Source organism: Citrobacter rodentium NBRC 105723 = DSM 16636 (assembly GCF_021278985.1).
Lineage (GTDB): Bacteria > Pseudomonadota > Gammaproteobacteria > Enterobacterales > Enterobacteriaceae > Citrobacter_A > Citrobacter_A rodentium.
Genome location: NZ_CP082833.1, coordinates 3,629,945 through 3,656,927, shown reverse-complemented (window position 1 = coordinate 3,656,927; position 26,983 = coordinate 3,629,945). Strand labels below are relative to the sequence as shown.

Genomic DNA, 26,983 nt, shown 5'->3' with positions numbered 1-26,983 from the left:
ATTCAATGCCTACCCCTGCTGTTCGCCATTCCGGCTCTCTGTCCTGGGCCGTTAAGCTGGCGCTGACCGGCACCCTGCTTACCTTCGCCTCGCAGTCAGCCAACGCTGAAGCGCCCCTGACCAACCCGCCGCAGCCGCCCGATATTTTGCTCGGCCCGCTGTTTAACGACGTGCAGAACGCCAGACTGTTTCCCGACCAGAAAACCTTTGCCGATGCCGTGCCGAACAGCGATCCGCGAACCATCCTCGCCGACTACCGGATGCAAAAGAATCAGTCCAGTTTTGATTTACGCCACTTTGTGAACGTCAACTTCACCCTGCCAAAAGAGGGAGAGAAGTATGTACCGCCAAAAGGGCAGTCGCTGCGTGAACATATTGATGGGCTATGGCCGGTTTTAACCCGCTCTGCCGACAGCGCGGGCAAGTGGGATTCGCTGCTGCCGCTGCCGGAACCCTACGTGGTGCCCGGCGGACGCTTCCGTGAGGTCTATTACTGGGATAGCTACTTCACTATGCTGGGGCTGGCCGAAAGCAACCAGTGGGACAAAATCGCCGATATGGTGGCCAACTTCGGCTGGGAAATCGACTCCTTTGGTCATATCCCCAACGGTAACCGCACCTACTATCTGAGCCGCTCCCAGCCGCCCTTCTTCTCTCTGATGGTGGAACTGCTGGCGCAACATGAAGGCGACGAGACGCTGAAAAAATATCTGCCGCAGCTGCAAAAAGAGTATGCCTACTGGATGGAGGGCGCTGAAACGTTGCAGACAGGCCAGCAGAACAAACGGGTCGTGAAGCTGGACGACGGCAGCGTACTTAACCGCTACTGGGATGAGCGCGACACGCCGCGTCCGGAATCATGGGTTGAGGATATCGCGACGGCGAAAAGCAATCCGGACCGTCCGGCGGCTGAGATATATCGCGACTTGCGATCCGCTGCGGCCTCCGGTTGGGATTTCAGCTCGCGCTGGATGGATGATCCGCAGCAGCTCGGGACGATTCGCACCACCAGCATCGTGCCGGTGGATCTGAATGCGTTGCTCTATAAGATGGAGAAAATTCTCGCCCGCGCCAGCAAAGTCGCCGGTGATGACGCAAACGCGACCCGCTATGACAGGTTAGCCAACGAGCGTCAGCAGGCCATTGAGCGTTATCTGTGGAATGATAAAGAAGGCTGGTACGCCGACTACGATCTTAAGAGCAAACAGGTGCGCAATCAGCTGACCGCAGCCGCCCTGTTCCCGCTGTACGTGAACGCCGCGGCAAAAGATCGCGCCGCTAAAATGGCCGCCGCCACCGAGTCGCATCTGCTCCAGCCAGGCGGTCTTGCCACCACCTCGGTGAAAAGCGGTCAGCAGTGGGATGCGCCGAACGGCTGGGCGCCGCTACAGTGGGTCGCCACCGAAGGATTACAGAACTACGGGCAGGATAAGGTGGCGATGGAGGTCACCTGGCGCTTCCTGACCAACGTCCAGCATACCTACGATCGCGAACAAAAGCTGGTGGAAAAATATGACGTCAGTAGCACCGGCACCGGGGGCGGCGGCGGTGAGTATCCGCTGCAGGACGGTTTCGGCTGGAGCAACGGCGTGACGTTGAAAATGCTCGATCTGATCTGCCCGCAGGAGAAGCCGTGTGACAGCGTTCCGGCCACGCGTCCGACTGCCAGTCAGACCACCGCACAACCGGCGTCAAAACAAGCAACGCCGTAATCTCTGCGACAACCGGCCAGGCTATCCAGGCCGGTATCTCCATCCAGGTCAGAAGCTGTAGCTGGCGCCAACCTGAACGGTGCGGTCGCGGCCAATCCAGCAGTTGGTGCTGTCATAACAGCTGAACGTCTCTTTATTGGTAATGTTTTGCGCGCTGGCCTTTAACGTCACGCCGTTGAGCGCTGGTAGTAATTCGCCGGCACGCCAGGTCATCGCCAGATCGTATTGCGTCGTTCCGCCCAGCCTGCCGCCCTTATTATCCGGCGAGATCTCCATCGGCCCGCTATAGCGCGCCCCGGCCCCCAGCGTCAGGCCGCGCAGCGCGGTGCTGTCGAAGGTATAATCCCCCCACAGATTAAAGGCATTCTCCGGCACCTGGGTCGGGCGTTTGCCTTCATAAGTTTCATCTTCGGTATTAATCGCGTGGGTCCAGGCGTAGTTAGCGATAAGCGTCACGTTGTCGGCAGGACGGCTGATAACCGAGAGTTCCGCGCCTTTCGACTCGATCTCCCCGGTCTGACGGTAATCCCAGGTCGGCGTCGCCGAGAGCACATTTTTCTGTCGGATGTTAAACAGCGAGGCGGTGAAGGTGGTGGCGTAGTCGGCAAGCAGGTATTTCACCCCGCCCTCCACCTGCTTGCTGGTGGTGGGCTTCACGTCCTTCGCAGTGAGGGAGCCCTGGGGCGATATAGGCTTAAAGCCTTCGGCGTAGCTGATAAACGGCGACAGTCCGTTTTCAAAGGCGTACAGCGCGCCGAGGCGTTTAGTGACCCGGTCCTGCGAAATCCATGTTTTTTCACCGTCACGCATCGCATCGGTGGTGGTTGAGCAGTAATCATCATAGCGGATGCTGGCAAGCAGATTGAATCCGCCGAAGGCCATTTGATCCTGCAAATAGTAGCCATTCTGCTGATAAGAAAGACGGTTCTTTTGCGCGGTATACAGCCCCAGATCATCCGTATGAATCTGATGATAATCGGGGTCGCGCATATTGATGCCCGGCGTGACGCTGGCGTAACGATAATAAAAGTGGCTGTCGAGCTTCTGCCAGTCGAAGCCGGCCAGCAGATGATGCTGCCACTCGCCGAACCGCAGCGTTTTACTGAGCTGGTTGTCGACGTTGACGCTCTTCAGATCTTCATCGGTGGTGTAGGCAAAGCGGTCCAGCATCCAGTTCGGATTAGCGCCGTTGCCGGTGGAATAAACGCTGCGCTGATGGCTGTCCACATCGAAATAACGCGCCTGCTGGCTGAATGCCCAGCCGCTGTCAAACGCATGTTCGAAATGGTAGCCCACCATCCACTGACGCTGGCTGAATCCGCTCCACTTATCACCGGCGTAATCACGGCGGCCAGCGTAGCCGGAACGCAGCCAGGCGATGGGCAGCGGATTTGACGGCGTCAGGGACGGCGTGTTTTGCGCCAGCGCATCCAGCGTCAGGCGAGTTTTGCCGTCCGGCTGCCAGCTGACGGACGGTGCCAGCAGATAATCCTCGTAGCGGGTGGTGTGCGGCTGATCGTCCCCTGCCGTCGCCTTCCCCAGCAGCCGATAATTCCAGTCGCTGTCGCTGATTTTTCCCGTTGAGTCCAGATAGCCCTCCTGCAGATTGCGCGTACCGGTATTAAAACCGATCTCCGTTCTTTGCTCCGCCTGCGGCTTTTTGCCCTGAATATTCACCAGACCGCCCGGCGAACCGTTGCCATACAGCACCGACGCGGGGCCTTTAAGAATATCCACGCTCTCCACCAGTAGCGGGTCGATGCGCGCTTTAGTGTTGCCAGTGACGTTATAGGGCAACTGTAAGCCGTTGTAATACTCCTGATCGACAGAGAAGCCGCGAATTTTATACTCGCTCATATACGAGGTATTGCCGCGCATTTCCGTTGCCACGCCTGGCGCATAGCGCAGGATCTCGTTTAATGAACCAGCATGACGCAGGGCGATTTCCTTGTTACCAATGGTATTTATCACCTGCGGCGTTTTGCTTTCGGGCACGGCGGATTTCGTCGCGCTGTTGGTCCAGGCTGGCAGCAGGCTCTCCTGCCCGGTCGCCGAAACCACAATGGTCGATTCGTCAGCCTCGGCCGCATACGACGGAGCCGCCAGCGCCAGAGAGATACAGCCGGAGAGTGCGCAAACCTGCAAGCGTGAAGGTGTTATCATGATGAGAATAATTATATTATGCAATAGGAACGCTAATTATTCTCATTTTTATTAACAAAGCAAGATGGCACGAACGGCCAGTGAAAGATAAAGAAACGGCCCCCGCAGGAGCCGCTTTGTTAATCGCGCCGCAGCAGGCGGAAAACCCCCAGCACCACAATCGCGCCGACCACCGCGACCAGAAAACTGTGCAGGTTAAAACCGCTGATGCTGCCGCCAATACCAAACATGGTCGCCAGCCATCCCCCCACCACTGCGCCAACGATGCCGAGAATACAGGTCAGTATAAACCCCCCGCCGTCACGACCCGGCATCAGCAGTTTGGCGATAATACCGGCAATCAGACCGAAAATGATCCAGGCAATGATTCCCATGTTCAGGCCCTCGTATCAGTGAAAATCCACACGCAACGCCTTCTTGCGCCTGTAAGCTAAGTATAGGCAAGTCGTTGATCTGTGCTGCCTGCGCCCGCCTTAATTCGCAAACGCGGTGAAAAAATCACTGTTTACCTTAAGTTCCGCCGCCGGATGCCGATAACCAGCCGATAGTCCGTCAGACATCCGGGAGTTATTCCGCGTGAGCCATTATCATCAGCAGTTCCTGAAACAACATCCGCTTGCCGTCCTCGGCGTGCTTCGTGATTTACACCGCGAGCAGGTGCCGTTACGCCTTGCCTGGTCCGGCGGACAATTTATCAGCAAAATCCTCGCCGTCTCCGCTGAAAGACTGGTGATGGATTTCGGCAGCCAGCAGCAGGATAACCGCGCCGTACAGCAGGCGCGGCAGATAACCATTACCGCTGAAACCCAGGGCGCAAAAGTGGAGTTTACCGTTGAGCAGTTGCAGCGCGACGACTATCAGCAGTTGCCTGCGTTTATTACGCCGCTGCCGTCTGCGCTGTGGTTCGTTCAGCGACGGGAGTATTTTCGCATCTCCGCGCCGTTGCATCCCCCCTATTGTTGCGTGGCGACACTACCGGATAACAGTACGCTGCGTTTTCGCCTGTACGATCTCTCGCTGGGCGGCATGGGCGCGTTAATGGAAGGCGCAACACCTGAAGGGCTGACGGAAGGGATGCGTTTTTCGCAGATTGCGCTGGAGATGGGGAAATGGGGGCAGTTCCACGTTGACGCGCAGCTCATTGCGATCACGGAACGCAAAGTGATAGGCGGGAAAAATGAAACGGTCTCCACTCCCCGCCTGAGCTTTCGTTTTCTGAACGTCAGCCCGGCGGTGGAGCGGGAATTACAGCGGATTATCTTTTCCCTGGAGCGCGAAGCGCGGGAAAAAGCCAGCAGAGTGCGCGATTAATCACATTGCATCCAGCGCGCGCTGTAGCTTCCAGATATAGCGCGGCGCCTGAGGCGACGGATGATTATCCACTACGTGCTCGAAAAATTCGTCCGCATCCAGGTCATTAATTTTATCGATCGCTTTTTTCCGATCCGCGGAGAAGGTGCGCAACAACGCGCCCGCGCCGTTGGCATAAGAGACAACCAGCGCATACTGCATCACATCCGGATCTTCGATCCCGGCAAGCGGCCCGTTTTCCAGAATACTCAGATAGGCGGCGCCCATTGAGATGTTACGCTCCGGGTTTTTCAGTTCGCTGGTGGTCGGCTCGCCGCTCCAGCCCATACGGCGGTAAACATCGCGCCCGGAGGTGGACGCCTTGAGCTGCATCAGCCCGACGGCGTTAGATTTGCTTACCACACTGGGATTGCCGCCGGATTCAATGGCGATAATCGCGGTAATCAGCTTTGGGCTGACGCCCCAGGCTGCGCCAGCTTTTTCACTGATCGGCATCCACTGCATTGCCCGTTTTACCGGGACTTCCGGATTCCACGGCGGATTTTTATAATCCGGTTTTGAACTACAGCCCGCAAGCAGCACAATCAAAAAAGCAAACCATCTCAATTTCACGTCATCTGTCCTTATCGCCGTCGCGTCGCGCGTTTTTTCGGCTTCAATAACACGGTGTCGTCCGGATAAGCAAAGCGCTTTCCGGCAAAACGTTCTACTATAAGCGGCATGATATACATTTGGTTTCTGTTGTAGCAAGGAATTGCCATGTCCCGGTTTCACTTAATCGCCCCGTCGGGCTACTGCATCAATCAGCGCGCGGCGCTGCTGGGTATCCAGCGCCTGACAGAGGCGGGCCATCAGGTAGACAATACGGCAGTTGTCGGCAGGCGCTGTCAGCGCTTTGCCGGTACGCAAGCGGAACGTCTCGCCGATATTAATGGCCTTGTCGATCTCACCTCAGCCGCTACGATCGTCATGCCGGTGCGCGGCGGCTACGGCGCAAGCAGGCTGCTGGCGCAGATTGACTGGCCGGGGCTCATTGCCCGCCAGCAGTACGATCCGCTGCTGATCTGCGGCCACAGCGACTTTACGGCTATCCAGTGCGGTCTGCTGGCGCTCGGCGGAGTCATTACCTTCAGCGGCCCGATGCTGGCCGGAAATTTTGGCGCGCCGGAGCTCAACCGCTTTACGGAAGATAACTTCTGGCGGGCATTACGCAACGCTCAGTATACCCTTGAGTGGCAGGGCGAAGGCCCGGCCTGTCATACCGAAGGGACGCTGTGGGGCGGCAACCTGGCGATGCTCATCTCCCTTATCGGCACGCCGTGGCTGCCGGACATCACTGACGGCATTCTGGTGCTGGAAGACATTAACGAGCACCCTTTCCGCGTTGAGCGGATGCTGTTACAGCTGCTGGATGCGGGGATTTTAAACCGCCAGAACGCTATTGTCCTCGGCAGCTTCAGCGGCAGCGCGCCGAACGATTATGACGCTGGTTACGATCTTGACGCGGTGTACGCTTTTTTACGCGAACGGCTGACGGTGCCGCTGATAACCGGGCTCGATTTTGGTCATGAACAGCGCACCGTAACGCTGCCGCTCGGCGCGCGGGCGGTACTGCAAAACGGTCCACACGGCGCGCAGCTCACGCTTAGCGGTCATCCGGTGCTGAAATCCTGAAAAAAGCACCGGCAGAGCCTAAGTAATCCGCGGCAACGGTCGTTATTATGTTAGGCTTATTTAATAACAAAAGCATAACTGAGGGGAATACGACCGTTGGACGCCACTGCAATAATTAGCCTTTTTATCCTGGGGTCCGTCCTCGTTACCAGCAGCATCTTACTCAGTTCATTTTCATCACGTCTCGGTATTCCCATCCTGGTGATCTTCCTCGCGATTGGTATGCTTGCGGGCGTTGATGGCGTCGGCGGCATTCCGTTCGATAACTATCCTTTCGCCTGGATGGTCAGCAACCTTGCGCTGGCGATTATCCTGCTCGATGGCGGGATGCGTACGCAGGCAAGCTCTTTTCGCGTCGCCCTCGGTCCGGCGCTGTCGCTGGCCACCGTCGGCGTGCTGATCACCTCCGGCTTAACCGGCATGATGGCGGCCTGGCTGTTTAATCTCGATCTGATGGAAGGCTTACTGATTGGGGCGATTGTCGGCTCCACGGACGCCGCGGCGGTCTTTTCGCTGCTCGGCGGTAAAGGACTGAACGAACGCGTGGGCTCAACGCTGGAAATCGAATCCGGCAGTAACGATCCGATGGCGGTGTTCCTGACCATTACGCTGATTGAGATGATCCAGAAACATCAGACCGGCCTCGACTGGATGTTCGCGGTTCATATCGTGCAGCAATTTGGGCTGGGCATCGTGCTGGGCTTAGGCGGCGGCTATCTGCTTCAGCAGATGATTAACCGCATCTCTCTGCCCGGCGGGCTTTATCCGCTGCTGGCCCTGAGCGGCGGGATCCTGATTTTCGCCCTCACCACCGCGCTCGACGGCAGCGGCATCCTGGCGGTGTATCTGTGCGGCTTTCTGCTCGGCAACCGCCCGATTCGCAACCGTTACGCGATCCTGCAAAACTTCGACGGCCTGGCCTGGCTGGCGCAAATCGCCATGTTCCTGGTGCTGGGGCTGCTGGTGACACCATCCGACCTGCTGCCGATTGTCGTTCCGGCGCTGATTCTGTCGGCGTGGATGATTTTTTTCGCCCGGCCGGTTTCCGTTTTTGCCGGGCTGCTGCCCTTCCGCGGCTTTAACCTGCGCGAGCGGGTATTTATCAGCTGGGTCGGGCTGCGCGGCGCCGTCCCGATCATTCTGGCCGTCTTTCCGATGATGGCCGGGCTGGAAAACGCACGCCTGTTCTTTAACGTCGCCTTCTTCGTGGTGCTGATTTCACTGCTGTTTCAGGGCACTTCACTCTCGTGGGCGGCGAAAAAGGCGAAGGTAGTGGTTCCGCCGGTCGGCTGGCCGGTGTCGCGCGTGGGTCTGGATATTCACCCGGATAACCCGTGGGAGCAGTTCGTCTATCAGCTCAGCGCCGATAAATGGTGCGTGGGCGCTCAACTTCGCGATCTGCATATGCCGGAGGAGACGCGTATTGCCGCGCTGTTCCGCGATAACGTACTGTGCCACCCTACCGGCAGCACCCGTCTGCGCGAAGGCGACGTGCTGTGCGTGATTGGCCGCGAGCGCGATCTTCCGGCGCTCGGTAAGCTGTTCAGCCAGTCGCCGCCGGTGGCGCTGGACCAGCGCTTCTTTGGCGACTTTATCCTCGAAGCCAGCGCGAAATTTGCCGATGTGGCGTTAATCTACGGTCTTGAAGAGGGCGCCGACTATCGCGACAAGCAGCAGACGCTCGGTGAAATCGTCCAGCAGCTGTTAGGCGCCGCGCCGGTGGTCGGCGACCAGGTGGAGTTTGCCGGCATGATCTGGACGGTGGCCGAAAAAGAAGATAACGCGGTGCGTAAAGTCGGGGTACGCGTGGCGGGAGAAGATGACGAGGAATAACGCCCGAATTGCCGGATAAGGCGCATCGCGCCATCCGGCAATAAAGGAAAAGTTACGCCGTCACTACCGGCACGCGCAGCGCCAGCGCGCACATCAGCTCATAGCCAACCGTACCCGCGGCGGCGGCCACGTCGTCGATTTTGATCTCTTTGCCCCACAGCTCAACCGGCGTACCGATACCCGCCTGCGGACACGGCGTCAGGTCCACCGCCAGCATATCCATCGACACCGTCCCGACCGTCATCGTCCGCACGCCATCGACCAGCACCGGCGTCCCCGTCGGCGCATGGCGCGGATAGCCATCGGCATAGCCTGCCGCGACGATGCCGATTCGCTGTTCACCCTGCGCAGTAAAGCGTTCGCCGTAGCCGACGCGATCGCCCGCTTGCAGCGTCTGCACGCCGATGATCTCGCTGTTCAGAGTCATTACCGGCTTCAGCCCAGTATTGGCAATATCGCGCCACTGGCCGGAAGGAGAAGCGCCGTAGAGGATGATGCCTGGCCGCACCCAGTCGCCATGCGCTTCAGGATGCCACAGGGTGGCCGCCGAATTGGCCAGCGAACGGCGACATTCCAGCCCTTCCGTCGCCAGCCCAATGCGCGCCATTGCCTTACCGATGCCGCCAGGATGCTCCGCCGTCGCAAAGTGCGACATCAGGGTCATTTCCCCAACGTTGGGCATCGCCCGCAGCTGCTGCCAGACGGTCTGCAACCGCTCCGGCAAAAAGCCAAGACGGTTCATGCCGCTGTTCACTTTTACATAGATATCCAGCGGCGCGTTCAGCTTCGCATTCTGGATCGCTTTAAGCTGCCAGTTGCTGTGTACGCAGGTCGTCAGACGCCAGGTATCGTACACCGCCAGATCTTCCGCGTGGAAAAAACCTTCCAGCATCAAAATCGGCCCCTTCCAGCCGCGTTCACGCAGGGTGATCGCTTCTTCCAGGTTCAGCAACGCAAAGCCGTCGGTGCCGCCGAGGGCGTTCCAGATCCGGTCAATACCGTGGCCGTAGGCGTTGGCCTTCACCACCGACCAGACGCGGGCATCCGGCGCGGCCTGGCGAACAATATTCAGATTTTGTTTCAACGCCTGCAGATCAAGGCTGGCCTGTATAGGGCGGGTCATCTCGCGTCCTTCTTAGTTATGTGCGCCGTGCAGTTGACCGGGGCGCGCAGGCGTAAAACCGCTGGTATAGCGCGCCACGCTCAGATCTTCATACGGAATAGCCGGCGTGCGTCCGGACAGAATATCGCTCAACAGCTGGCCTGAACCACAGGCCATCGTCCATCCCAGCGTCCCGTGACCGGTGTTCAGCAGCAGATTTTTATAACGCGTGCGTCCTACTATCGGCGTGCCGTCCGGCGTCATTGGCCGTAACCCGGTCCAGAAAGTGGACTGCTCAATGCGCCCGCCGCGCGGGTAGAGGTCGCGCACCACCATCTCCAGCGTTTCACGACGCGGCTGGAGCAGTTCGGTATTAAACCCGACGATCTCCGCCATACCGCCGACGCGAATACGCTGATCAAAGCGGGTAATGGCGATTTTGTATGTCTCATCAAGAATTGTCGACACCGGCGCGCCGTCCTCTTCGGCGATCGGAATGGTCAGGGAGTAGCCTTTCAGCGGATAGACCGGAATGTCGACAATCCCTTTCAGCATCGCCGTGGAATAAGAGCCGAAAGCCATCACGTAGGCGTCGGCTTTAACAATTTCATCGCCGCACTTCACGCCGTAGATACGCTCGCCTTCGCAGAGCAGCTTATCCACCGAGGTGTTGAAACGAAACGTGACGCCAGCCCGTTCGGCCATTTGCGCCAGCCGCTGGGTAAAAAGCTGGCAGTCGCCGGTTTCGTCATTCGGCAGACGCAGGCCGCCGGTCAGCTTATGCGCCACTTCCGCCAGCGCCGGTTCCACTTCCGCCAGGCGGCCTGACTCCAGCAGCTGATACGGCACCCCGGCGTCTTCAAGCACCGCAATATCGCGGGTCGCGTTCTCATACTGCTGTTCGGTTCTGAACAGCTGCAACGTTCCACCCTGCCGCCCTTCGTACTGAATGCCGGTTGAGGCGCGCAGCGCTTTCAGGCAGTCGCGGCTGTATTCCGCCAGGCGTACCATTCGCCCTTTGTTCTCCATATAATGGCTGGTGTCGCAGTTGCGCAGCATTTGCCACATCCATTTTAATTGGAATGGCGTGCCGTCAAGACGCACCGCCAGCGGCGCATGACGCTCGAACATCCACTTGATCGCCTTCAGGGGCACGCCCGGCGCCGCCCAGGGCGCGGCATAGCCCGGCGAGATCTGCCCTGCATTCGCCGCGCTGGTTTCCAGCGCCGGACCGGGCTCACGATCGATAACGGTAACCTCATGTCCAGCCTGACTTAAATACCAGGCGCTGGTCACTCCAACGACGCCACTTCCCAGTATGACAACGCGCATAGCCACTCCGTTAACAGTAAAAGAACAATCATCTAATTACATCTTGATAACTCAGTTGAAAATATTATTCAACATAAGGCTTTTTTATGGTGACCTCGCTCACAGATAGCCGATTGGGCCGCGAGATGGCTGCTCTGGAATCTCCTGCTATGGCGCCTGTTTATCCAGCATAAAATATCGCCGGTACGGGTTTTTATGGCCTGATTAGCAGGCAAAATCGCCAACAAAAAATGTCTTCGCGACCACGGTTTTTAACAGGGTGTTCTATGCTTGAAAAGAGGCGTTCCACCCAGAGAGCGCCGCCAACAATGAGGGTGCGCGAATGGCTACGATCGATTCCATGAACAAGGACGCCACACGGTTAAGCGATGGACCCGACTGGACCTTTGACCTGCTGGATGTCTATCTGGCGGAAATAGACCGCGTGGCGAAACTCTACCGGCTGGAGACTTACCCGCACCAGATTGAGGTTATCACCTCAGAACAGATGATGGACGCCTACTCCAGCGTCGGGATGCCAATCAACTATACGCACTGGTCATTTGGCAAAAAGTTTATTGAGACTGAGCGCCTGTATAAGCACGGACAGCAGGGGCTGGCCTATGAGATCGTCATTAACTCCAACCCCTGCATCGCCTATCTGATGGAGGAGAACACCATTACCATGCAGGCGCTGGTGATGGCGCATGCCTGCTACGGGCACAACTCGTTCTTCAAAAACAACTATCTGTTCCGTAGCTGGACGGACGCCAGCTCCATCGTCGACTACCTGATTTTTGCGCGCAACTACATCACGCAGTGCGAGGAGCGCTACGGCGTGGTTGAGGTGGAGAAGCTGCTGGACTCCTGCCACGCGCTGATGAACTACGGCGTTGACCGCTATAAGCGTCCGCAAAAAATCTCCTTACAGGAGGAGAAAGCGCGGCAGAAAAGCCGCGAAGAGTATCTGCAAAGCCAGGTGAATATGCTGTGGCGCACGCTGCCGAAAAAAGAAGAAGAGAAGACGGTGGCCGAAGCGCGGCGCTACCCCTCCGAACCTCAGGAGAATCTGCTCTATTTCATGGAGAAAAATGCGCCGCTGCTGGAGCCATGGCAGCGGGAGATCCTGCGCATCGTGCGTAAAGTGAGCCAGTATTTTTACCCACAAAAGCAGACTCAGGTGATGAACGAAGGCTGGGCCACCTTCTGGCACTACACCATTTTGAATCACCTGTACGACGAAGGAAAAGTCACCGAGCGCTTTATGCTGGAATTTTTACACAGCCACACCAACGTGGTGTTCCAGCCGCCCTATAACAGCCCGTGGTACAGCGGCATTAACCCCTATGCGCTGGGCTTTGCCATGTTCCAGGACATTAAGCGCATTTGTCAGTCGCCAACGGAAGAGGATCGCTATTGGTTTCCTGATATCGCCGGTTCCGACTGGCTGGAGACGCTGCATTTCGCCATGCGTGACTTCAAGGACGAAAGTTTCATCAGCCAGTTCCTGTCGCCGAAGGTCATGCGCGATTTCCGCTTCTTCACGGTGCTCGATGATGACCGGCATAACTATCTGGAAATTTCGGCAATTCATAACGAAGACGGCTATCGCGAAATTCGCAACCGTCTCTCCTCGCAATACAACCTGAGCAATCTGGAGCCGAATATTCAGGTGTGGAATGTGGATTTACGCGGCGACCGCTCGCTTACCCTGCGCTATATTCCGCATAACCGCGCCCCGCTGGATAAAGGCCGCAAAGAGGTGCTGAAGCACGTGCACCGGCTGTGGGGATTTGATGTCATGCTGGAACAGCAGAATGAGGATGGCAGCGTGGAGCTGCTGGAGCGCTGCCCGCCGCGCGGAAACAGCTTGTAAAAACCGTCAGTTGTTCTTTTTGCCGGATGGCGGCGCAGGCGCCCTATCCGGCCTGCAGAAGGGCGCTTCCAGCGCCTGATAAGCGAAATACTATCAGGCGCAAACCTCTCCGCGGAGAGGTTTTTCTTTTAACGACCCTGAATGGCGAGATCGCCCGGCAGGTTTTTCTGCATCCGGTGCCAGATCTCACCGCTGTCGTGACCGTAGCGACGCACCGTTTCATACACCTGATCGTGCGCGCCCTGTAAACAGAGCTGCGACAGCTTGTGATAAAAGCCCAGCGCCAGGCTGCGCGCTTCCGGATTGGCGAAATAGTGACGACCGATGCGGGTATACAGCCCCTTCATGCCGTTGAGGATCAGCCCGTAAATCGGGTTGCCGGAGGCAAACGCCAGCCCGCGGAAAATGTTGTAGTCGAGTTCCGCAAAGGCGTCGGCGTGATCGGCGACTTCCTGCGCCGTCGCCAGCACCTCCTGCGCCCTGTCAGGATGCTGACGAAACGCGGTGCGAATAAAAATGGTGGAGATGTTGGTACGCACCGACAGCAGATTATCGATGAGCTGCGGAACGCTTTCATGATCGAGACGGGCCAGCGTTTCGAGAATGTTCAGCCCGGACGTTTCCCAGAAGTTATTCACTTTCGTGGGCTTGCCGTGCTGAATGGTCAGCCAGCCGTCCCTCGCCAGACGCTGAAGCACTTCGCGCAGAGTGGTACGCGTCACGCCGATCAGTTCGGAGAGTTCACGTTCAGCAGGCAAAATAGTGCCGGGCGGGAAGCGGTTATTCCAGATACTTTCAATGATGTACTCTTCCGCGAAACCCGCCGGGCTCTGCGCCTTAATGACCATAGTGAGATTTCCATTACACAGCAAAACATAGTTACACTCATCATACCAGACGGGTTTCAAGCCCGATAGCGCAGGCAATAAAGAAAAAGTGGATCAAGGCTTCATTTTGCGGATAACGCCGTGCCCGCTTGATAGGGTTAAGGGCTTGCCTGCTTTACGCCAGGCCGCTAAGCTTTGCGGTTACGTATAAAAACACTATGTCATATAATCAGGTAAGGAAAACCGCATGGAGATCTCCTGGGGTCGCGCACTCTGGCGCAACTTTTTAGGCCAGTCACCGGACTGGTACAAACTCGCACTACTGATATTTCTGATTGTTAACCCGCTCATTTTCCTGATAAACCCGTTTATTGCCGGCTGGCTGCTGGTTGCCGAGTTTATCTTCACCCTGGCGATGGCCCTGAAGTGCTACCCGCTGCTGCCGGGCGGGCTGCTGGCGATTGAAGCGGTAATGATCGGCATGACCAGCCCCGCTCATGTCCGTGAGGAGATCGCGGCGAACCTGGAAGTACTGCTGCTGCTGATGTTTATGGTGGCCGGCATCTATTTTATGAAGCAACTGCTGCTGTTTATTTTTACCCGCCTGCTGCTCAGCATCCGCTCCAAAGCCGTGCTCTCGCTCGCCTTCTGCGTCGCCGCCGCGTTCCTTTCCGCCTTCCTCGACGCGCTTACCGTGGTGGCGGTGGTGATTAGCGTCGCCGTTGGCTTTTACGGCATTTATCATCGCGTGGCCTCCTCGCGCGGCGAAGATAGCGACATTCTTGACGACAGCCATATCGAGCAGCACTCCAGAACGGTGCTCGAGCAGTTCCGCGGCTTTTTACGCAGCCTGATGATGCACGCAGGCGTGGGAACCGCGCTCGGCGGCGTGATGACCATGGTCGGCGAACCGCAGAACCTGATTATTGCTAAAGCGGCGGGCTGGCACTTCGGCGACTTTTTCCTGCGGATGTCGCCGGTCACCGTGCCGGTGCTGATTTGCGGTCTGCTCACCTGCCTGCTGGTCGAAAAAATGCGCTGGTTTGGCTATGGCGAAACCCTGCCGGAAAAAGTGCGTGAAGTGCTGCAAAAGTTTGACGACCAGAGCCGCCAGCAGCGTACCCGTCAGGACAAGCTCAAACTGGTAGTACAGGCGATTATCGGCGTCTGGCTGGTTATCGCCCTGGCGCTGCATCTGGCCGAAGTGGGCCTGATTGGCCTGTCGGTGATTATTCTGGCCACCTCGCTGACCGGGGTGACCGATGAGCACGCGATTGGTAAAGCCTTCACCGAATCCCTGCCTTTCACCGCCTTGCTGACGGTCTTTTTCTCAGTTGTCGCCGTGATCATCGACCAGCATCTCTTCTCGCCAATTATCCAGTATGTTTTGCAGGCATCGGAACACGCGCAGCTGACGCTGTTTTATCTGTTTAACGGCCTGCTCTCTTCCATTTCGGACAACGTTTTCGTCGGAACGATTTATATCAACGAAGCCAAAGCGGCAATGGAGAGCGGCGCGATTTCGCTTCAGCAGTACGAACTGTTGGCGGTCGCGATCAATACCGGCACCAACCTGCCGTCGGTAGCCACGCCGAACGGTCAGGCGGCCTTTTTGTTCCTGTTGACCTCAGCGCTCGCGCCGCTGATTCGCCTCTCCTATGGCCGGATGGTCTGGATGGCACTGCCTTACACCATCGTGTTGACGCTGGTGGGTCTGCTGTGCGTCGAATTTACCCTTACCCCCCTCACCGAATGGATGACCCAGACCGGCTGGTTAGCCACACTTTCATAACAACTTACCGGGCATTTCACTGCCCGGTTTATCTTTTTGCATGATATTTATCCAATTACACGATTTTTGAGTTTCTCCACGTGGCGCGATTATCGAATTGGTTTACACTGCCGTCTCTACGCAAGCTGCAGGGATATTTTTTATGTTGCGATATTTGAACCAGTGCTCACGGGGTCGCGGCGCATGGTTATTGATGGCGTTTACCGCCTTAGCGCTCGAAATGGTGGCGTTGTGGTTTCAGCATGTCATGATGCTTAAGCCTTGCGTGCTGTGCATCTATGAGCGCTGCGCGCTGTTTGGCGTACTCGGCGCCGGGCTGGTGGGCGCCATCGCGCCGAAAACGCCGCTGCGCTATGTTGCGCTGGTTATCTGGATTTACAGCGCGTGGCGTGGAATACAGCTGGCCTGGGAACACACCCAGATCCAACTTCATCCGTCGCCGTTTATGACCTGTGATTTCATGGCCCGCTTCCCGAGCTGGCTGCCGCTGGATAAGTGGCTGCCGCAGGTGTTTGTCGCCTCCGGCGACTGTGCGGAACGCCAGTGGTCATTTTTAACGCTGGAGATGCCGCAGTGGCTGCTGGGAATTTTCGTCGCCTACCTGGTCGTTGCGGTGCTGGTGCTGATCGCGCAGCCGTTAAAACCCAAACGACGCGATCTGTTTGGTCGCTAAGTGAAGACGCTCCCGCCCGGGGGCGTTTTTTTATTCTGAAGTCGTTGCCAGCGCCGCTTTATAAGATGTATATTAAATGCATCTTATAAAGCCCACCGAGGAGATGTTATATGTCCCACCTGCGCATCCCGGCACACTGGAAAATCAAACGTTCCACCCCTTTCTTTACCAAAGAGAACGTCCCCGCTGCCCTGCTCTCCCACCATAACACCGCCGCCGGCGTTTTCGGTCAGCTGTGCGTGATGGAAGGTACAGTAACCTATTACGGTTTCGCCAATGAAGAGGCCAAAGAGCCTGAAGTCAAAGTGGTCATTAATGCCGGACAGTTCGCCACCAGCCCGCCGCAGTACTGGCACCGCGTGGAACTCAGCGACGACGCCCGCTTCAATATCAACTTCTGGGTCGAAGAGGATCACCAGGGCGATCGGATGTATCAGGCGAAAAAAGCATAACGCCTGAAATTAGCGTGGGCGGCTCAGTCCGCCCATGACGGCTTGTTGAGGATATGATCCTGCCAGTCGCGCACTTCAGACTCTTTCACCGCAATATGGCGTACCGAAATACGCTCGCCGTGCATTGCCGCTTTCGATCCCGTCAGCAGAGGATGCCACGCCGGTAGACCCTTGCCCTCGGCCAGCAGACGATACGCACAGGTCGCCGGTAGCCATTCGAAGGTCGGCAGGTTATCACGCGTCAGCTTGATACAGTCAGGTTCGTACTCGAAGCGGCGCTCATAGTTGCGGCACTGGCAGGTTTTGATATTCAGCTGGCGGCAGGCGACGTTGGTAAAATAGATTTCGTCGGTATCTTCATCCATCAGCTTGTGCAGACAGCACTGACCACAGCCGTCACAAAGCGACTCCCATTCGGCATCGGTCATTTCATCCAGGGTCTTACTTTGCCAGAAAGGTAAATCGCTCATCAGGGTATCCGCCATTGCTGTAAAGCTGCACCTTATAACCAGTCTGGCACGCTGATGCAAGTTTTGCCGCCCGAAAAGGCGGCAAGCAACGGTTACAGAACGCGGGTGGTCAAAGAGTGGCCGTTAAAGGTCACTTCCAGCTCGTCGCCGCTGGCAAGCGCTCCGACGCCTTCCGGCGTGCCGGTCAGCACCACATCCCCGGCCTTCAGAGTAAAGAATTTACTCATATAGGCAATCAGCGGCACGATTTTATGGATCATATCCGCCGTCGTTCCCTGCTGGCGAATCTCGCCGTTTACCGCCAGGCTCAGCGGCGTATCCTGCGGATCGCCGTTAAATTCCGCCACCGGAATGAAGCCGGAGAGCGGGCAGGAGTTATCGAAGCCTTTCGCTTTCTCCCAGGGTTGCCCGGCCTTTTTCATTTTGCCCTGAATATCACGCAGCGTCAGATCGAGCGCCACGCCGTAGCCGGCAATGGCTTTACGCACGTGCTCTTCGCTGGCCTGGCGTAGCGTGGCGCCAATCAGGACCGCCAGTTCCACCTCATGATGCACCGACCCCATATCCGCCGGGATCGCCAGCGGCTGGCGTAAATCGCACAGCGCCGTCTCGGGCTTGATAAACAGTACCGGCTCTTCCGGCGTCGCGCTGCCCATCTCCTGAATATGCTTCGCGTAGTTGCTGCCCACGCAAACCACTTTGCTTACCGGGTAGTCAAGCAGCGCGCCCTGCCAGTTGTGATGTTGATACATTTGTTGTTCCCCTAATCTGTCATCCTGATATGTGGAATGGCACCGACAGGCTTCAGGCCGGATACCGCTTATTTTTCCGCGTCGGCAACGTTCCGCGCTGCGGCTGAAAGGTGTTGTTTCAATAGATCTTCCGGCGGCGGCGGCAGCTGTAAATAATAACCCTGTTCGGTTAAGGCCTGTTTTACTTTTTCCAGATCGGCATTAACTAACTTCTTACGACCGTCCAGCGGCAATATCATCGCCAGTTTTGGCTGGCCAAAACCTTTCATCAGCTCTTCCGGAACGCGGGAGAAATCGTCTTTTTTTTCGACATATAAATAGGTCTGGTCACGTTTAGTACTTCTGTAGATCACACAAAACATACTTTTTACTCTGAATTAAACGGTTGGCGACTTGCCTCAATATAATAGTGACTATAACATGCCTTCTGGACTTCGGAATATCACTCCCGGACCGGGATGATAAATAGCAAATTGAGTAAGGCCAGGATGTCAAACACGCCCATCGAACTTAAAGGCAGTAGCTTCACCTTATCAGTGGTTCATTTGCATGAAGCCGAACCCGAGGTTATTCGTCAGGCGTTAGAAGACAAAATCGCTCAGGCTCCCGCTTTTTTAAAACATGCTCCCGTGGTGGTAAACGTCAGCGGTCTTAATACGCCGGTCAACTGGCCAGTGCTGCAGGAGGTTATCTCCTCTGTGGGACTGCGCATTATCGGCGTCAGCGGCTGTAAAGATGCGCAGCTGAAAGCTGAAATTGACAGGCTGGGCCTTCCTTTACTCACTGAGGGTAAAGAGAAAGCGGCGCGTTCTGCGCCCCCGGAGCCCGCCGTAGCGGCGCAAAACGCTAATAGCGTCACAAAAACGCGATTTATTGATGTACCGGTTCGTTCCGGTCAGCGCATTTATGCTCCACAATGTGATCTGATTGTTACAAGTCACGTCAGCGCTGGCGCAGAGCTTATCGCTGATGGCAATATTCATGTGTATGGCATGATGAGAGGCCGGGCGCTGGCAGGCGCCAGCGGCGATCGGGAAGCGCAAATTTTTTGTACCCATCTGACGGCGGAACTGGTGTCTATCGCAGGTGTTTACTGGCTGAGTGATAAAATCCCGGCAGAATTTTATGGCAAAGCGGCGCGCCTGCAGCTGGCAGACAACGCTTTGACAGTTCAACCGTTGAATTGATCCCTTTTTAACAAGGAATTTCTATGGCACGCATTATTGTAGTTACATCGGGTAAAGGGGGCGTTGGCAAAACCACCTCCAGCGCGGCCATCGCTACTGGTTTGGCCCAGAAGGGAAAGAAAACCGTCGTTATTGATTTTGATATCGGCCTGCGTAACCTCGATCTCATCATGGGATGTGAACGCCGGGTCGTTTACGATTTCGTCAACGTCATTCAGGGCGATGCGACGCTGAATCAGGCGTTAATCAAGGACAAACGCACTGAAAACCTTTTTATTCTTCCTGCCTCGCAGACGCGCGATAAAGACGCATTAACCCGTGATGGCGTCGCGAAGGTGCTCGACGATCTGAAAGCGATGGATTTTGAATTTATCGTCTGCGACTCGCCTGCCGGTATCGAAACCGGCGCGCTGATGGCGCTCTATTTCGCCGATGAAGCGATTATCACCACTAACCCGGAAGTCTCTTCGGTGCGTGACTCTGACCGCATCCTGGGCATCCTGGCGTCGAAATCCCGTCGTGCCGAAAACGGTGAAGAGCCGATCAAAGAACATCTGCTGCTGACGCGCTACAATCCGGGTCGGGTGAATAAAGGCGATATGCTCAGCATGGAAGACGTGCTGGAGATCCTGCGTATTAAGCTCGTCGGGGTTATCCCGGAAGATCAGTCAGTACTGCGCGCCTCTAACCAGGGCGAACCGGTCATTCTTGACAGCGCCGCCGATGCGGGTAAAGCGTATGCCGACACGGTCGATCGTCTGCTGGGAGAAGAACGTCCTTTCCGCTTCATTGAAGAAGAGAAGAAAGGTTTCCTCAAACGCCTGTTCGGAGGATAAGTTATGGCATTACTGGATTTTTTTCTCTCGCGGAAAAAGAGCACAGCCAACATCGCCAAAGAGCGGTTGCAGATTATTGTCGCCGAGCGTCGTCGTAGCGACGCCGAGCCGCATTATTTACCGCAGTTGCGTAAAGATATTCTTGAGGTCATTTGTAAATATGTACAAATCGATCCGGAAATGGTCACCGTTCAGCTTGAGCAAAAAGACGGCGATATTTCTATTCTTGAACTTAACGTAACATTGCCAGAAGCGGAAGAATCGAAATAACATTTCGGTTCAGATAATTCCTGGTTAAAAAAAGGCAGAGGATTCTGCCTTTTTTATTTGTACTAAAAATCTGAATACAGCCAGAAACAAAGAAATAATATTGGTTATATATACAGTATTTTTAGCCGTTATTTCACGGAAAAAACCGGATAGCGTTCGGCAAAATAGCGGCGAAGAAACTCAACGGTAATTCGTACTTTCGCCGAGGCGGCCAGCCGGGAAACATAAACCGCCCAGATATTGGCTGGCTGGTAATACTCAGGCAGAAGATGCACCAGATGCCCGCTGGCGATATTGTCGCAGACGTCCCACCACGAGCGTAGCGCTATCCCCTGCCCATCCAGGCACCACTGATGCACTATTTCACCATGATTTGACGACAGCGCCCCGGTCACCTTAATGGCATGTTGACCCTCCTTGCTTTGCAGCTGCCAGACGCCAAAGGGGTGGTCGCGTTCCTTAATGACCAGGCAGGGATAAGCGGACAGCTCGTTCAACTGCTTCGGCGTCCCATAGCGGGCTAAAAAAGCGGGCGAGGCGCAAAGAATACGGTAGTTGGTGCCCAGTTTACGGGCGATCAGATTTGGCGCGATATCGTCACCGATGCGAATATCCAGATCGACGCCCTCATTCGCCAGATCCACCAGCCGGTCTGCAACATCGAAGCGCAGCTCCAGCTGCGGATACTGTTTCGCCAGCGCCGACAGCGCCGGGGCCACCACGCGCCGCCCGAAGCCAAAGCTGCTGATAATACGCAGCATCCCCTGCGGCACCTGACGCGCAGCGGAAAGCTCGTCCAGCATCTGATCCACGTCGCAGAGAATACGCTGCGCCCACGCGTAAATGCGCTCTCCCTCTTCGGTAATGCTCACCCGCCGGGTGGTGCGGTGCAGCAACGTCACGTTAAGGCTCTGCTCCAGCAGCGCGATGCGTTTACTGACAAAGGCGGGCGATACGCCCATCTCCTGCGCCACGGCGGCAAATCCCGCGCGTCGCGCCACCAGCATAAAGATGCGCAGGTCGTTTAACAGCGGCAGATTATTCATGATCTGTGTTTTATGTTTCACCAGATAGCGTGATTAATTACCGTTCAGTCAATTATAGGATAGAGCGGATGTCAATTTCCTGGACCGATAAGTGAGAGCTGAGATGAACAAAACCTTTCGTATTGCCGCCATCCCCGGTGACGGCATTGGTAAAGAGGTGCTGCCGGAGGGTATGCGGGTGTTGCAGGCGGCCTGCGAGCGCTGGGGCGTGGCGCTGAGTTTTGAGACGTTTACGTGGGCCAGCTGCGAGTATTATCTGCAACACGGTCAGATGATGCCGGATGACTGGCACGAGCAGCTCAGCGCCTTTGACGCCATCTACTTCGGCGCTGTCGGCTGGCCGGAGACGGTACCGGACCACGTTTCGCTATGGGGATCGCTGCTGAAATTCCGCCGCGAATTCGATCAGTACGTGAATCTGCGCCCCGTGCGTCTGTTTCCCGGCGTGCCCTGTCCGCTGACAGGAAAACAGCCCGGCGACATCGATTTTTACGTGGTGCGGGAAAATACCGAAGGCGAATACTCCTCGCTCGGCGGGCGCGTGAATCCGGGGACGGAGCATGAGCTGGTGATTCAGGAGTCGGTATTTACCCGTCGCGGCGTGGATCGTATTTTGCGCTTTGCGTTTGAGCTGGCGCAGAGCCGTCCGCGCAAAACGCTGACGTCAGCAACCAAATCCAACGGGCTGGCGATCAGTATGCCCTTCTGGGACGAGCGGGTGGAGGCGATGGCGCACCACTATCCTGATATTCGCTGGGACAAACAGCATATCGATATTCTCTGCGCCCGCTTTGTCATGCAGCCGGAGCGTTTCGACGTGGTGGTCGCTTCGAATCTGTTTGGCGATATCCTGTCGGATCTCGGTCCGGCCTGCACCGGCACCATCGGGCTTGCCCCTTCCGCCAACCTCAATCCGCAGCGCGCATTCCCCTCGCTGTTCGAACCGGTCCACGGCTCAGCACCGGATATTTACGGTCAGAACATCGCCAACCCGATTGCCACCATCTGGGCAGGCGCGATGATGCTCGACTTCCTCGGCAATGGCGATGCGCGCTATACCGCCGCCCATGACGGCATACTGGCGGCGATTGAGCAAGTCATCGCCAGCGGGCCGAAAACGCCGGACCTGAAGGGCAACGCCTCCACGCAGCAGGTCGGCGAGGCGATTTGCGCGCAGATACGCGCATCGCGCTGAAGCCGCCGCTTATCCCTCGCGCGGATACTCCGCCAGCAGCGCGCGGATCTTCGCGGCCATCAGTTCGCCGCGCCAGCCGGAAATCAGCTCCGGCTCGGCACTCTGCGGTCGTAGCCGCCAGTGCCAGTTAAGCAACTGATTAATCTGGCGGCGCGACGCCAGCAGTTCCGCGCTGAGCTGATGTTCCGCGCTCACTTCTGCAATTAATGACTTAATGGCCTTAAACGCTTTGCGATAGCCCGGCATATCAATCAGGTTGAGCAGCGGCTCCGGCAGCGCGTCGTCCGGTAGCGCCTGCGCTCTGGCGACCAGCGCGAGCAGCGTCTTGCCGTGGAAGCGAATTTCGCTACCGGAAAGACCGAGGCTGTCGAGTTCGCCAAGGCTGCCGGGCATATAACGCGCCACCGACCACAGATGTTCTTCGCGTACCACGAAATTGACCGCGAGATCGCGCTCGCGCGCTTTGCGCAGGCGCCAGTCGGCCAACAGCTGCAGGCAGGCAAGCTGACGGGTCCGTAGCTGCCAGGCGTTACCAATGTCGCGCCAGGCCTCTTCCGGCGCCAGAATCTCCTGGCGGCGTTGTTGCATCAGACGGCATTCGTCCAGCGCCGCGGGCAGCCAGCCTGCGGCCTCCGTTTCCGCCATCAGCTTCCCGGCAATCGGCAGCAGATACCACACGTCCGCCGCCGCATATTCGCACTGACGTTCGGTCAGCGGACGCGCCAGCCAGTCGGTGCGCGACTCGCTCTTGTCGAGCGCCACGCCGGTATACTCTTCCACCATCGAGGCGAAGCCCCATGACAGCGGACGCCCGCAGAAAGCCGCCAGAATCTGCGTGTCGATTAGCGGCTGCGGCAGTTCGCCAAAGGCATTGAGAAACACTTCCAGATCTTCACTGCCTGCGTGCAGGTACTTGGTGATAGCGGTATCGCGCAGAATCGCCTTCAGCGGCGACCAGTCGCTGATACCATGCGGGTCAATCAGCGCCACGCGTTCGCCGTCAAACAACTGGATAAGCCCCAGCTGCGGATAATAGGTGCGGGTACGAACAAATTCGGTATCCAGGGCGATGGCAGGAAACGCGCGGACCGCTTCGCAGAGGGTCGCCAGCGCGTCATCAGTGGTGATCATTTGGTAATTCAAATCGTTTTCTCTTTGGTTTACGCCAAAAAAAACGCCGGATTGCCCGGCGTCTGACGTGTTGCTTAACGCTCAGCCCTTATTGTCTACTTTGCTGCGGGCTTCGTCACGCAATTCCCGACGTAAAATTTTGCCGACGTTTGATTTTGGCAGTTCGTCGCGGAACTCCACCAACTTAGGCACCTTATAACCGGTCAGGTGGCGGCGGCAGAAGGTGACCAGCGCCTCATCGGTCAGCGTCGCGTCTTTTTTCACCACGAAGATCTTCACCGCTTCGCCGCTGCTGCCGGACGGAACGCCGACGGCGGCCACCTCCAGCACGCCCGGATGCTGCATCACCACATCTTCAATCTCATTCGGATAGACGTTGAAGCCAGATACCAGAATCATATCTTTTTTACGATCGACAATGCGCAGGAAGCCTTCGTCGTCCATCACCGCGATATCGCCGGTGTGCAGCCAGCCGTCCTTAATGATCTCGTCGGTAGCGTCCGGGCGCTGCCAGTAGCCGAGCATCACCTGAGGACCTTTAATGCACAGTTCGCCGGGCTGATCCGGCGGCACTTCGTTGTCGTCATCGTCCACCAGTTTCGCTTCCGTGGACGGCACCGGCAGGCCAATGCTGCCGCTATGATAATCAATATCATGCGGATTAACGCTGACCAGCGGCGCGCACTCCGTCAGGCCGTAGCCTTCCAGCAAATATTGCCCGGTGAGTTTTACCCAGCGCTCCGCCACCGCCTGCTGCACCGGCATCCCGCCGCCGGCGGAAAGATGCAGGGCAGAGAAATCCAGCTGCTGAAACTCTTTATTGTTAAGCAGGGCGTTAAACAGGGTATTGACCCCGGTCATGGCGGTAAACGGGTATTTCGCCAGCTCTTTCACCAGCCCCGGAATGTCGCGCGGGTTGGTGATCAGCAGGTTCTGTCCGCCCAGTTCGATAAACAGCAGGCAGTTCATGGTCAGCGCGAAAATGTGATACAGCGGCAGCGCGGTGACCACCAGCTCCTTGCCCGGATGCAGCAGCGGCCCGTAGGTGGCTTTCACCTGCTCGAGGTTGGCCAGCATATTACGGTGCGTAAGCATCGCCCCTTTCGCCACGCCGGTAGTACCGCCGGTATATTGTAAAAACGCCAGGTCTTCAGACACCACTTCCGGCTTCACGTACTGCATACGGTAGCCAGCATGCAGCGCGCTGCGAAAGGAGATGGCATCCGGCAGGTGATACTTCGGCACCAGCCGTTTGATGTATTTGACGACAAAGTTCACCAGCGTCCCTTTCGCCGTCGACAGCTGGTCGCCCATGCGGGTCAGGATAACGTGCTGAACCTGGGTTTTCTCAACCACTTTTTCCAGAGTATGGGCGAAGTTGGAAACGATGACGATCGCCGCCGCGCCGCTGTCGTTAAGCTGATGCTCCAGTTCGCGCGGGGTATACAGCGGGTTAACGTTCACCACGATCATCCCGGCGCGCAGAATGCCAAACAGCGCCACAGGATACTGCAACAGGTTCGGCATCATCAGCGCGACGCGGTCGCCCTTTTTCAGCCCCAGCCCTTCCTGCAGCCAGGCGGCAAAGGCGCGGCTGCGCTCTTCAAGCTTGCGGAAGGTCATCACCTCCCCCATATTGACGAACGCTGGCTGGTCAGCGTAGCGCGCGACAGCATGTTCAAACAGTTCCACCAGGGATTGATAACGGTCAGGATTGATCTCCGCAGGCACATCCGCGGGATAACGGTTTAACCAAACCTTCTTCACTGCATCACCTCTAAAATGAGTGTTCGTCGTCATCTCAACCCCAGATAATAAACAAGCCGTTAACATAATATTAACTCAGCGTACCAGTTTATTAATTACTCAACGAAAAGGTTGCGAAGCGCGTCACTATTTATTTTTGTTATGTCATTAATAACGCAGAAACAGCGGACCAGCCGCTGTTTCTTTTTCTGATAATACAAAGGGTTACTCTGTGACTATCGTCTGAACCTGCGCGGGACCGGGGTTGTACCAGCCCCATCCGCCATAGCCATACGGCCAGCCTCGTCCACCATAAAACCACGGGTCGATCGGCTGCGGCGGCATGACGACCTGTTGGGCGATGCGCCAGCGTTTATAGCCCGTCGCCTCCATCGTCAGGAAAGTGTACGGCGTGTTGCCGACTTTTCCCGCCACGCTGCCGGTAATCGGTCCGACAACCGTCACCAGCTGTCCGCGAAAATCGACCGGATCAAGGAATCCGTTAACGCTGGCGTAGATCCGCCCACGCGAAGGTTCGCCGAGGATCGGGCGAGCGCCGCTGTCCAGAGGCACGGTGGCAATTTCCAGCCGGGTTTTACCCTGCTGATTCTGTATATCCACTACTTTGCCGCCAAAACGCGCCTCCTGGCCAACGTACAGCTGCGGGGCGTTCATCACCCGCACCAGATCCTCCTGCGGCGTGGGGCTGGAACCTTTAATGGCATCCGGAACGGTGACGCACCCGCTCAGCATCAGCGCAATCGCTCCCGCCAGCAGACCTTTAACGATATATTTTTGAACCGCCATACTGCGACTCCTTTTCTCAGCGCACTGGCCCGGATTTTCACTGTCTTTTTCGGGCCATACATACTACTGAGATTCATTCTTTGCCGGGAAGTTTCTTCCAGGCCACGTTGTTACGCAAATAAACCGGTTCGGCATGTTCAACAGCGACCGTTTTTCCCGCCGCCAGCATCTGGCAGGCGAACGGCAGCATATCTTCCGCCGCAGGTAGCAGCACTTCGCCGTCATGCAGCGTCAGGCCGCTCGCTTTACCGAGATCGGGCCAGGCCGGCCAGCCGGTTCCCACGGTAGCCCATTCACCGGAAAGCTGTTGCAGACGCGCTTCAACCTGCTCTGGCTTCAGGACGGCTTCGGTTTCTTCTCCGTGCCAGACGCCGTTTTCATCGCGCTGGTACTCGGCCCAGTAAACTTCGCCCATCCGCGCGTCAATAGCGGCCAGCACGCGGGTAGCGCCGCTTTTGCGCCAGGCGCCCTGCGCCATCGTCGCCAGCGTGGAGACGCCGATCATCGGCAGCTCAGCGCCTAACGCCAGCCCCTGCGCAATGCCGATACCAATACGCACGCCGGTAAAGCTTCCCGGCCCGCGACCGTAGGCCAGCGCATCAAGCGCCGTCAGGGAAAGGGCGTTGTCAGTCAGAATATCCTGCACCATCGGCAGAATGCGTTGCGTATGTTCGCGCGGACAAAGTTCAAAATGAGCAGAGAGAGTACCGTCATTCCACAGAGCGACAGAACAGGCTTCTGTGGCGGTATCGATAGCCAGGATTCGCATGGGTCTTCGTGCTTAGATCAATAAAATGGCCCGCATCTTACCATACTC

25 protein-coding genes and 2 pseudogenes are annotated in these 26,983 nt (G+C 56.9%); 12 read left to right on the top strand and 15 right to left on the bottom strand.

The genetic code is table 11. The annotated features are described in order from the left end of the window. The first annotated feature begins 5 nt into the window (after positions 1-5). Complete coding sequence (locus K7R23_RS17350; RefSeq protein ID WP_012906058.1) at positions 6-1,712, top strand: alpha,alpha-trehalase; 1,707 nt, start codon at positions 6-8, stop codon at positions 1,710-1,712. Between the two features lie 48 nt (positions 1,713-1,760). Here the strand turns inward: K7R23_RS17350 and K7R23_RS17345 are convergent, their stop codons facing one another. Together K7R23_RS17345 and K7R23_RS17340 are read right to left on the bottom strand one after the other, a co-directional pair. Next, the gene (locus K7R23_RS17345; protein ID WP_012906059.1) at positions 1,761-3,875 is read right to left on the bottom strand and encodes a TonB-dependent siderophore receptor; all 2,115 of its coding nucleotides are present in this window, start codon (positions 3,873-3,875) and stop codon (positions 1,761-1,763) included. 119 nt (positions 3,876-3,994) lie between these two features. Next, on the bottom strand, positions 3,995-4,249 hold the full coding sequence (locus tag K7R23_RS17340) for a GlsB/YeaQ/YmgE family stress response membrane protein (protein WP_012906060.1): 255 nt from the start codon (positions 4,247-4,249) through the stop codon (positions 3,995-3,997). A 202-nt stretch (positions 4,250-4,451) separates the two neighbouring features. Between K7R23_RS17340 and ycgR the strand changes: the two genes are divergently transcribed. Continuing rightward, the gene (gene ycgR, locus K7R23_RS17335; RefSeq protein ID WP_012906061.1) at positions 4,452-5,186 is read left to right on the top strand and encodes a flagellar brake protein YcgR; all 735 of its coding nucleotides are present in this window, start codon (positions 4,452-4,454) and stop codon (positions 5,184-5,186) included. Here the strand turns inward: ycgR and emtA are convergent, their stop codons facing one another. Then, positions 5,187-5,798 carry a membrane-bound lytic murein transglycosylase EmtA gene (gene emtA / locus K7R23_RS17330; RefSeq protein WP_012906062.1) on the bottom strand — a complete coding sequence of 204 codons (612 nt, stop codon included), beginning with the start codon at positions 5,796-5,798 and terminating at the stop codon, positions 5,187-5,189. 147 nt (positions 5,799-5,945) lie between these two features. Between emtA and ldcA the strand changes: the two genes are divergently transcribed. Together ldcA and K7R23_RS17320 are read left to right on the top strand one after the other, a co-directional pair. Next, a complete protein-coding gene (ldcA, locus tag K7R23_RS17325) occupies positions 5,946-6,860 on the top strand; it encodes a muramoyltetrapeptide carboxypeptidase (RefSeq protein ID WP_012906063.1) in 915 nt (304 codons plus the stop codon). Between the two features lie 96 nt (positions 6,861-6,956). Then, a pseudogene (locus tag K7R23_RS17320) lies at positions 6,957-8,672 on the top strand (potassium/proton antiporter); the annotation flags it as partial. Here K7R23_RS17320 and K7R23_RS25990 read toward each other — a convergent pair. The 3 genes and pseudogenes from K7R23_RS25990 to K7R23_RS17310 form a co-directional block, all read right to left on the bottom strand. Further along, positions 8,628-8,735: pseudogene (locus K7R23_RS25990) on the bottom strand (hypothetical protein); the annotation flags it as partial. The pseudogenes K7R23_RS17320 and K7R23_RS25990 overlap by 45 nt on opposite strands. A 10-nt stretch (positions 8,736-8,745) precedes the next feature. Beyond that, positions 8,746-9,816: a catabolic alanine racemase DadX gene (dadX, locus tag K7R23_RS17315; protein WP_012906065.1), complete on the bottom strand. Its 1,071-nt coding sequence runs from the start codon at positions 9,814-9,816 to the stop codon at positions 8,746-8,748. A gap of 12 nt (positions 9,817-9,828) precedes the next feature. Further along, positions 9,829-11,127, bottom strand: a complete 1,299-nt coding sequence (locus K7R23_RS17310) for a D-amino acid dehydrogenase (RefSeq protein WP_012906066.1) — start codon at positions 11,125-11,127, stop codon at positions 9,829-9,831. 322 nt (positions 11,128-11,449) lie between these two features. Between K7R23_RS17310 and K7R23_RS17305 the strand changes: the two genes are divergently transcribed. Beyond that, complete coding sequence (locus K7R23_RS17305) at positions 11,450-12,982, top strand: SpoVR family protein (RefSeq protein ID WP_012906067.1); 1,533 nt, start codon at positions 11,450-11,452, stop codon at positions 12,980-12,982. A gap of 128 nt (positions 12,983-13,110) precedes the next feature. On the opposite strand, the gene fadR is transcribed toward K7R23_RS17305, so the two are convergent. After that, positions 13,111-13,830: a fatty acid metabolism transcriptional regulator FadR gene (fadR, locus tag K7R23_RS17300; protein WP_012906068.1), complete on the bottom strand. Its 720-nt coding sequence runs from the start codon at positions 13,828-13,830 to the stop codon at positions 13,111-13,113. Between the two features lie 226 nt (positions 13,831-14,056). On the opposite strand from fadR, the gene nhaB reads away from it, so the two are divergent. The 3 genes from nhaB to K7R23_RS17285 all read left to right on the top strand — a co-directional run bounded on the left by nhaB (position 14,057) and on the right by K7R23_RS17285 (position 16,726). Then, on the top strand, positions 14,057-15,601 hold the full coding sequence (gene nhaB / locus K7R23_RS17295; protein WP_012906069.1) for a Na(+)/H(+) antiporter NhaB: 1,545 nt from the start codon (positions 14,057-14,059) through the stop codon (positions 15,599-15,601). A gap of 142 nt (positions 15,602-15,743) precedes the next feature. Further along, a complete protein-coding gene (gene dsbB, locus K7R23_RS17290) occupies positions 15,744-16,274 on the top strand; it encodes a disulfide bond formation protein DsbB (RefSeq protein WP_012906070.1) in 531 nt (176 codons plus the stop codon). A 110-nt stretch (positions 16,275-16,384) separates the two neighbouring features. Continuing rightward, positions 16,385-16,726, top strand: coding sequence for a TehB family protein (locus K7R23_RS17285; protein WP_012906071.1), 342 nt, complete (start codon positions 16,385-16,387; stop codon positions 16,724-16,726). A gap of 23 nt (positions 16,727-16,749) precedes the next feature. Here the strand turns inward: K7R23_RS17285 and K7R23_RS17280 are convergent, their stop codons facing one another. The 3 genes from K7R23_RS17280 to K7R23_RS17270 all read right to left on the bottom strand — a co-directional run bounded on the left by K7R23_RS17280 (position 16,750) and on the right by K7R23_RS17270 (position 18,310). Next, complete coding sequence (locus tag K7R23_RS17280; protein WP_012906072.1) at positions 16,750-17,196, bottom strand: YcgN family cysteine cluster protein; 447 nt, start codon at positions 17,194-17,196, stop codon at positions 16,750-16,752. 92 nt (positions 17,197-17,288) lie between these two features. Beyond that, a complete protein-coding gene (locus K7R23_RS17275) occupies positions 17,289-17,948 on the bottom strand; it encodes a fumarylacetoacetate hydrolase family protein (RefSeq protein ID WP_012906073.1) in 660 nt (219 codons plus the stop codon). Positions 17,949-18,016: 68 nt separating this feature from the next. Continuing rightward, entirely contained in the window at positions 18,017-18,310 is a 294-nt protein-coding gene (locus tag K7R23_RS17270; protein WP_012906074.1) for a YcgL domain-containing protein, read from the bottom strand. A gap of 126 nt (positions 18,311-18,436) precedes the next feature. On the opposite strand from K7R23_RS17270, the gene minC reads away from it, so the two are divergent. From minC to minE, 3 genes are read left to right on the top strand one after another with little or no spacing between them, the layout of a single operon-like run. Next, positions 18,437-19,135 carry a septum site-determining protein MinC gene (gene minC, locus K7R23_RS17265; RefSeq protein WP_012906075.1) on the top strand — a complete coding sequence of 233 codons (699 nt, stop codon included), beginning with the start codon at positions 18,437-18,439 and terminating at the stop codon, positions 19,133-19,135. 23 nt (positions 19,136-19,158) lie between these two features. Further along, complete coding sequence (gene minD / locus K7R23_RS17260; protein ID WP_012906076.1) at positions 19,159-19,971, top strand: septum site-determining protein MinD; 813 nt, start codon at positions 19,159-19,161, stop codon at positions 19,969-19,971. 3 nt (positions 19,972-19,974) lie between these two features. Then, a complete protein-coding gene (gene minE / locus K7R23_RS17255) occupies positions 19,975-20,241 on the top strand; it encodes a cell division topological specificity factor MinE (protein WP_001185666.1) in 267 nt (88 codons plus the stop codon). Positions 20,242-20,369: 128 nt separating this feature from the next. Here the strand turns inward: minE and K7R23_RS17250 are convergent, their stop codons facing one another. Continuing rightward, entirely contained in the window at positions 20,370-21,287 is a 918-nt protein-coding gene (locus tag K7R23_RS17250) for a LysR substrate-binding domain-containing protein (RefSeq protein WP_012906077.1), read from the bottom strand. Positions 21,288-21,390: 103 nt separating this feature from the next. On the opposite strand from K7R23_RS17250, the gene K7R23_RS17245 reads away from it, so the two are divergent. Continuing rightward, positions 21,391-22,482, top strand: a complete 1,092-nt coding sequence (locus K7R23_RS17245; RefSeq protein ID WP_012906078.1) for a tartrate dehydrogenase — start codon at positions 21,391-21,393, stop codon at positions 22,480-22,482. A gap of 9 nt (positions 22,483-22,491) precedes the next feature. On the opposite strand, the gene rnd is transcribed toward K7R23_RS17245, so the two are convergent. From rnd to tsaB, 4 genes are all read right to left on the bottom strand, one after another. Continuing rightward, entirely contained in the window at positions 22,492-23,625 is a 1,134-nt protein-coding gene (rnd, locus tag K7R23_RS17240) for a ribonuclease D (protein ID WP_012906079.1), read from the bottom strand. Between the two features lie 69 nt (positions 23,626-23,694). Further along, on the bottom strand, positions 23,695-25,380 hold the full coding sequence (gene fadD, locus K7R23_RS17235) for a long-chain-fatty-acid--CoA ligase FadD (protein ID WP_012906080.1): 1,686 nt from the start codon (positions 25,378-25,380) through the stop codon (positions 23,695-23,697). Positions 25,381-25,584: 204 nt separating this feature from the next. Next, positions 25,585-26,166 (bottom strand): Slp/YeaY family lipoprotein, encoded by a 582-nt coding sequence (locus K7R23_RS17230; protein ID WP_012906081.1) that lies wholly within the window; start codon positions 26,164-26,166, stop codon positions 25,585-25,587. A gap of 73 nt (positions 26,167-26,239) precedes the next feature. After that, complete coding sequence (gene tsaB, locus K7R23_RS17225; RefSeq protein WP_012906082.1) at positions 26,240-26,935, bottom strand: tRNA (adenosine(37)-N6)-threonylcarbamoyltransferase complex dimerization subunit type 1 TsaB; 696 nt, start codon at positions 26,933-26,935, stop codon at positions 26,240-26,242. Positions 26,936-26,983: the final 48 nt, after the last annotated feature.

Excerpts from the sequence above, each read along its gene's own strand:
- K7R23_RS17350 (WP_012906058.1), top strand. The coding sequence starts at position 6 with ATGCCTACCCCTGCTGTTCGCCATTCCGGCTCTCTGTCCTGGGCCGTT.
- K7R23_RS17345 (WP_012906059.1), bottom strand. The coding sequence starts at position 3,875 with ATGATAACACCTTCACGCTTGCAGGTTTGCGCACTCTCCGGCTGTATC.
- K7R23_RS17340 (WP_012906060.1), bottom strand. The coding sequence starts at position 4,249 with ATGGGAATCATTGCCTGGATCATTTTCGGTCTGATTGCCGGTATTATC.
- ldcA (WP_012906063.1), top strand. The coding sequence starts at position 5,946 with ATGTCCCGGTTTCACTTAATCGCCCCGTCGGGCTACTGCATCAATCAG.
- dadX (WP_012906065.1), bottom strand. The coding sequence starts at position 9,816 with ATGACCCGCCCTATACAGGCCAGCCTTGATCTGCAGGCGTTGAAACAA.
- K7R23_RS17310 (WP_012906066.1), bottom strand. The coding sequence starts at position 11,127 with ATGCGCGTTGTCATACTGGGAAGTGGCGTCGTTGGAGTGACCAGCGCC.
- K7R23_RS17305 (WP_012906067.1), top strand. The coding sequence starts at position 11,450 with ATGGCTACGATCGATTCCATGAACAAGGACGCCACACGGTTAAGCGAT.
- fadR (WP_012906068.1), bottom strand. The coding sequence starts at position 13,830 with ATGGTCATTAAGGCGCAGAGCCCGGCGGGTTTCGCGGAAGAGTACATC.
- nhaB (WP_012906069.1), top strand. The coding sequence starts at position 14,057 with ATGGAGATCTCCTGGGGTCGCGCACTCTGGCGCAACTTTTTAGGCCAG.
- dsbB (WP_012906070.1), top strand. The coding sequence starts at position 15,744 with ATGTTGCGATATTTGAACCAGTGCTCACGGGGTCGCGGCGCATGGTTA.
- K7R23_RS17285 (WP_012906071.1), top strand. The coding sequence starts at position 16,385 with ATGTCCCACCTGCGCATCCCGGCACACTGGAAAATCAAACGTTCCACC.
- K7R23_RS17280 (WP_012906072.1), bottom strand. The coding sequence starts at position 17,196 with ATGAGCGATTTACCTTTCTGGCAAAGTAAGACCCTGGATGAAATGACC.
- K7R23_RS17275 (WP_012906073.1), bottom strand. The coding sequence starts at position 17,948 with ATGTATCAACATCACAACTGGCAGGGCGCGCTGCTTGACTACCCGGTA.
- K7R23_RS17270 (WP_012906074.1), bottom strand. The coding sequence starts at position 18,310 with ATGTTTTGTGTGATCTACAGAAGTACTAAACGTGACCAGACCTATTTA.
- minC (WP_012906075.1), top strand. The coding sequence starts at position 18,437 with ATGTCAAACACGCCCATCGAACTTAAAGGCAGTAGCTTCACCTTATCA.
- minD (WP_012906076.1), top strand. The coding sequence starts at position 19,159 with ATGGCACGCATTATTGTAGTTACATCGGGTAAAGGGGGCGTTGGCAAA.
- minE (WP_001185666.1), top strand. The coding sequence starts at position 19,975 with ATGGCATTACTGGATTTTTTTCTCTCGCGGAAAAAGAGCACAGCCAAC.
- K7R23_RS17250 (WP_012906077.1), bottom strand. The coding sequence starts at position 21,287 with ATGAATAATCTGCCGCTGTTAAACGACCTGCGCATCTTTATGCTGGTG.
- K7R23_RS17245 (WP_012906078.1), top strand. The coding sequence starts at position 21,391 with ATGAACAAAACCTTTCGTATTGCCGCCATCCCCGGTGACGGCATTGGT.
- K7R23_RS17230 (WP_012906081.1), bottom strand. The coding sequence starts at position 26,166 with ATGGCGGTTCAAAAATATATCGTTAAAGGTCTGCTGGCGGGAGCGATT.
- tsaB (WP_012906082.1), bottom strand. The coding sequence starts at position 26,935 with ATGCGAATCCTGGCTATCGATACCGCCACAGAAGCCTGTTCTGTCGCT.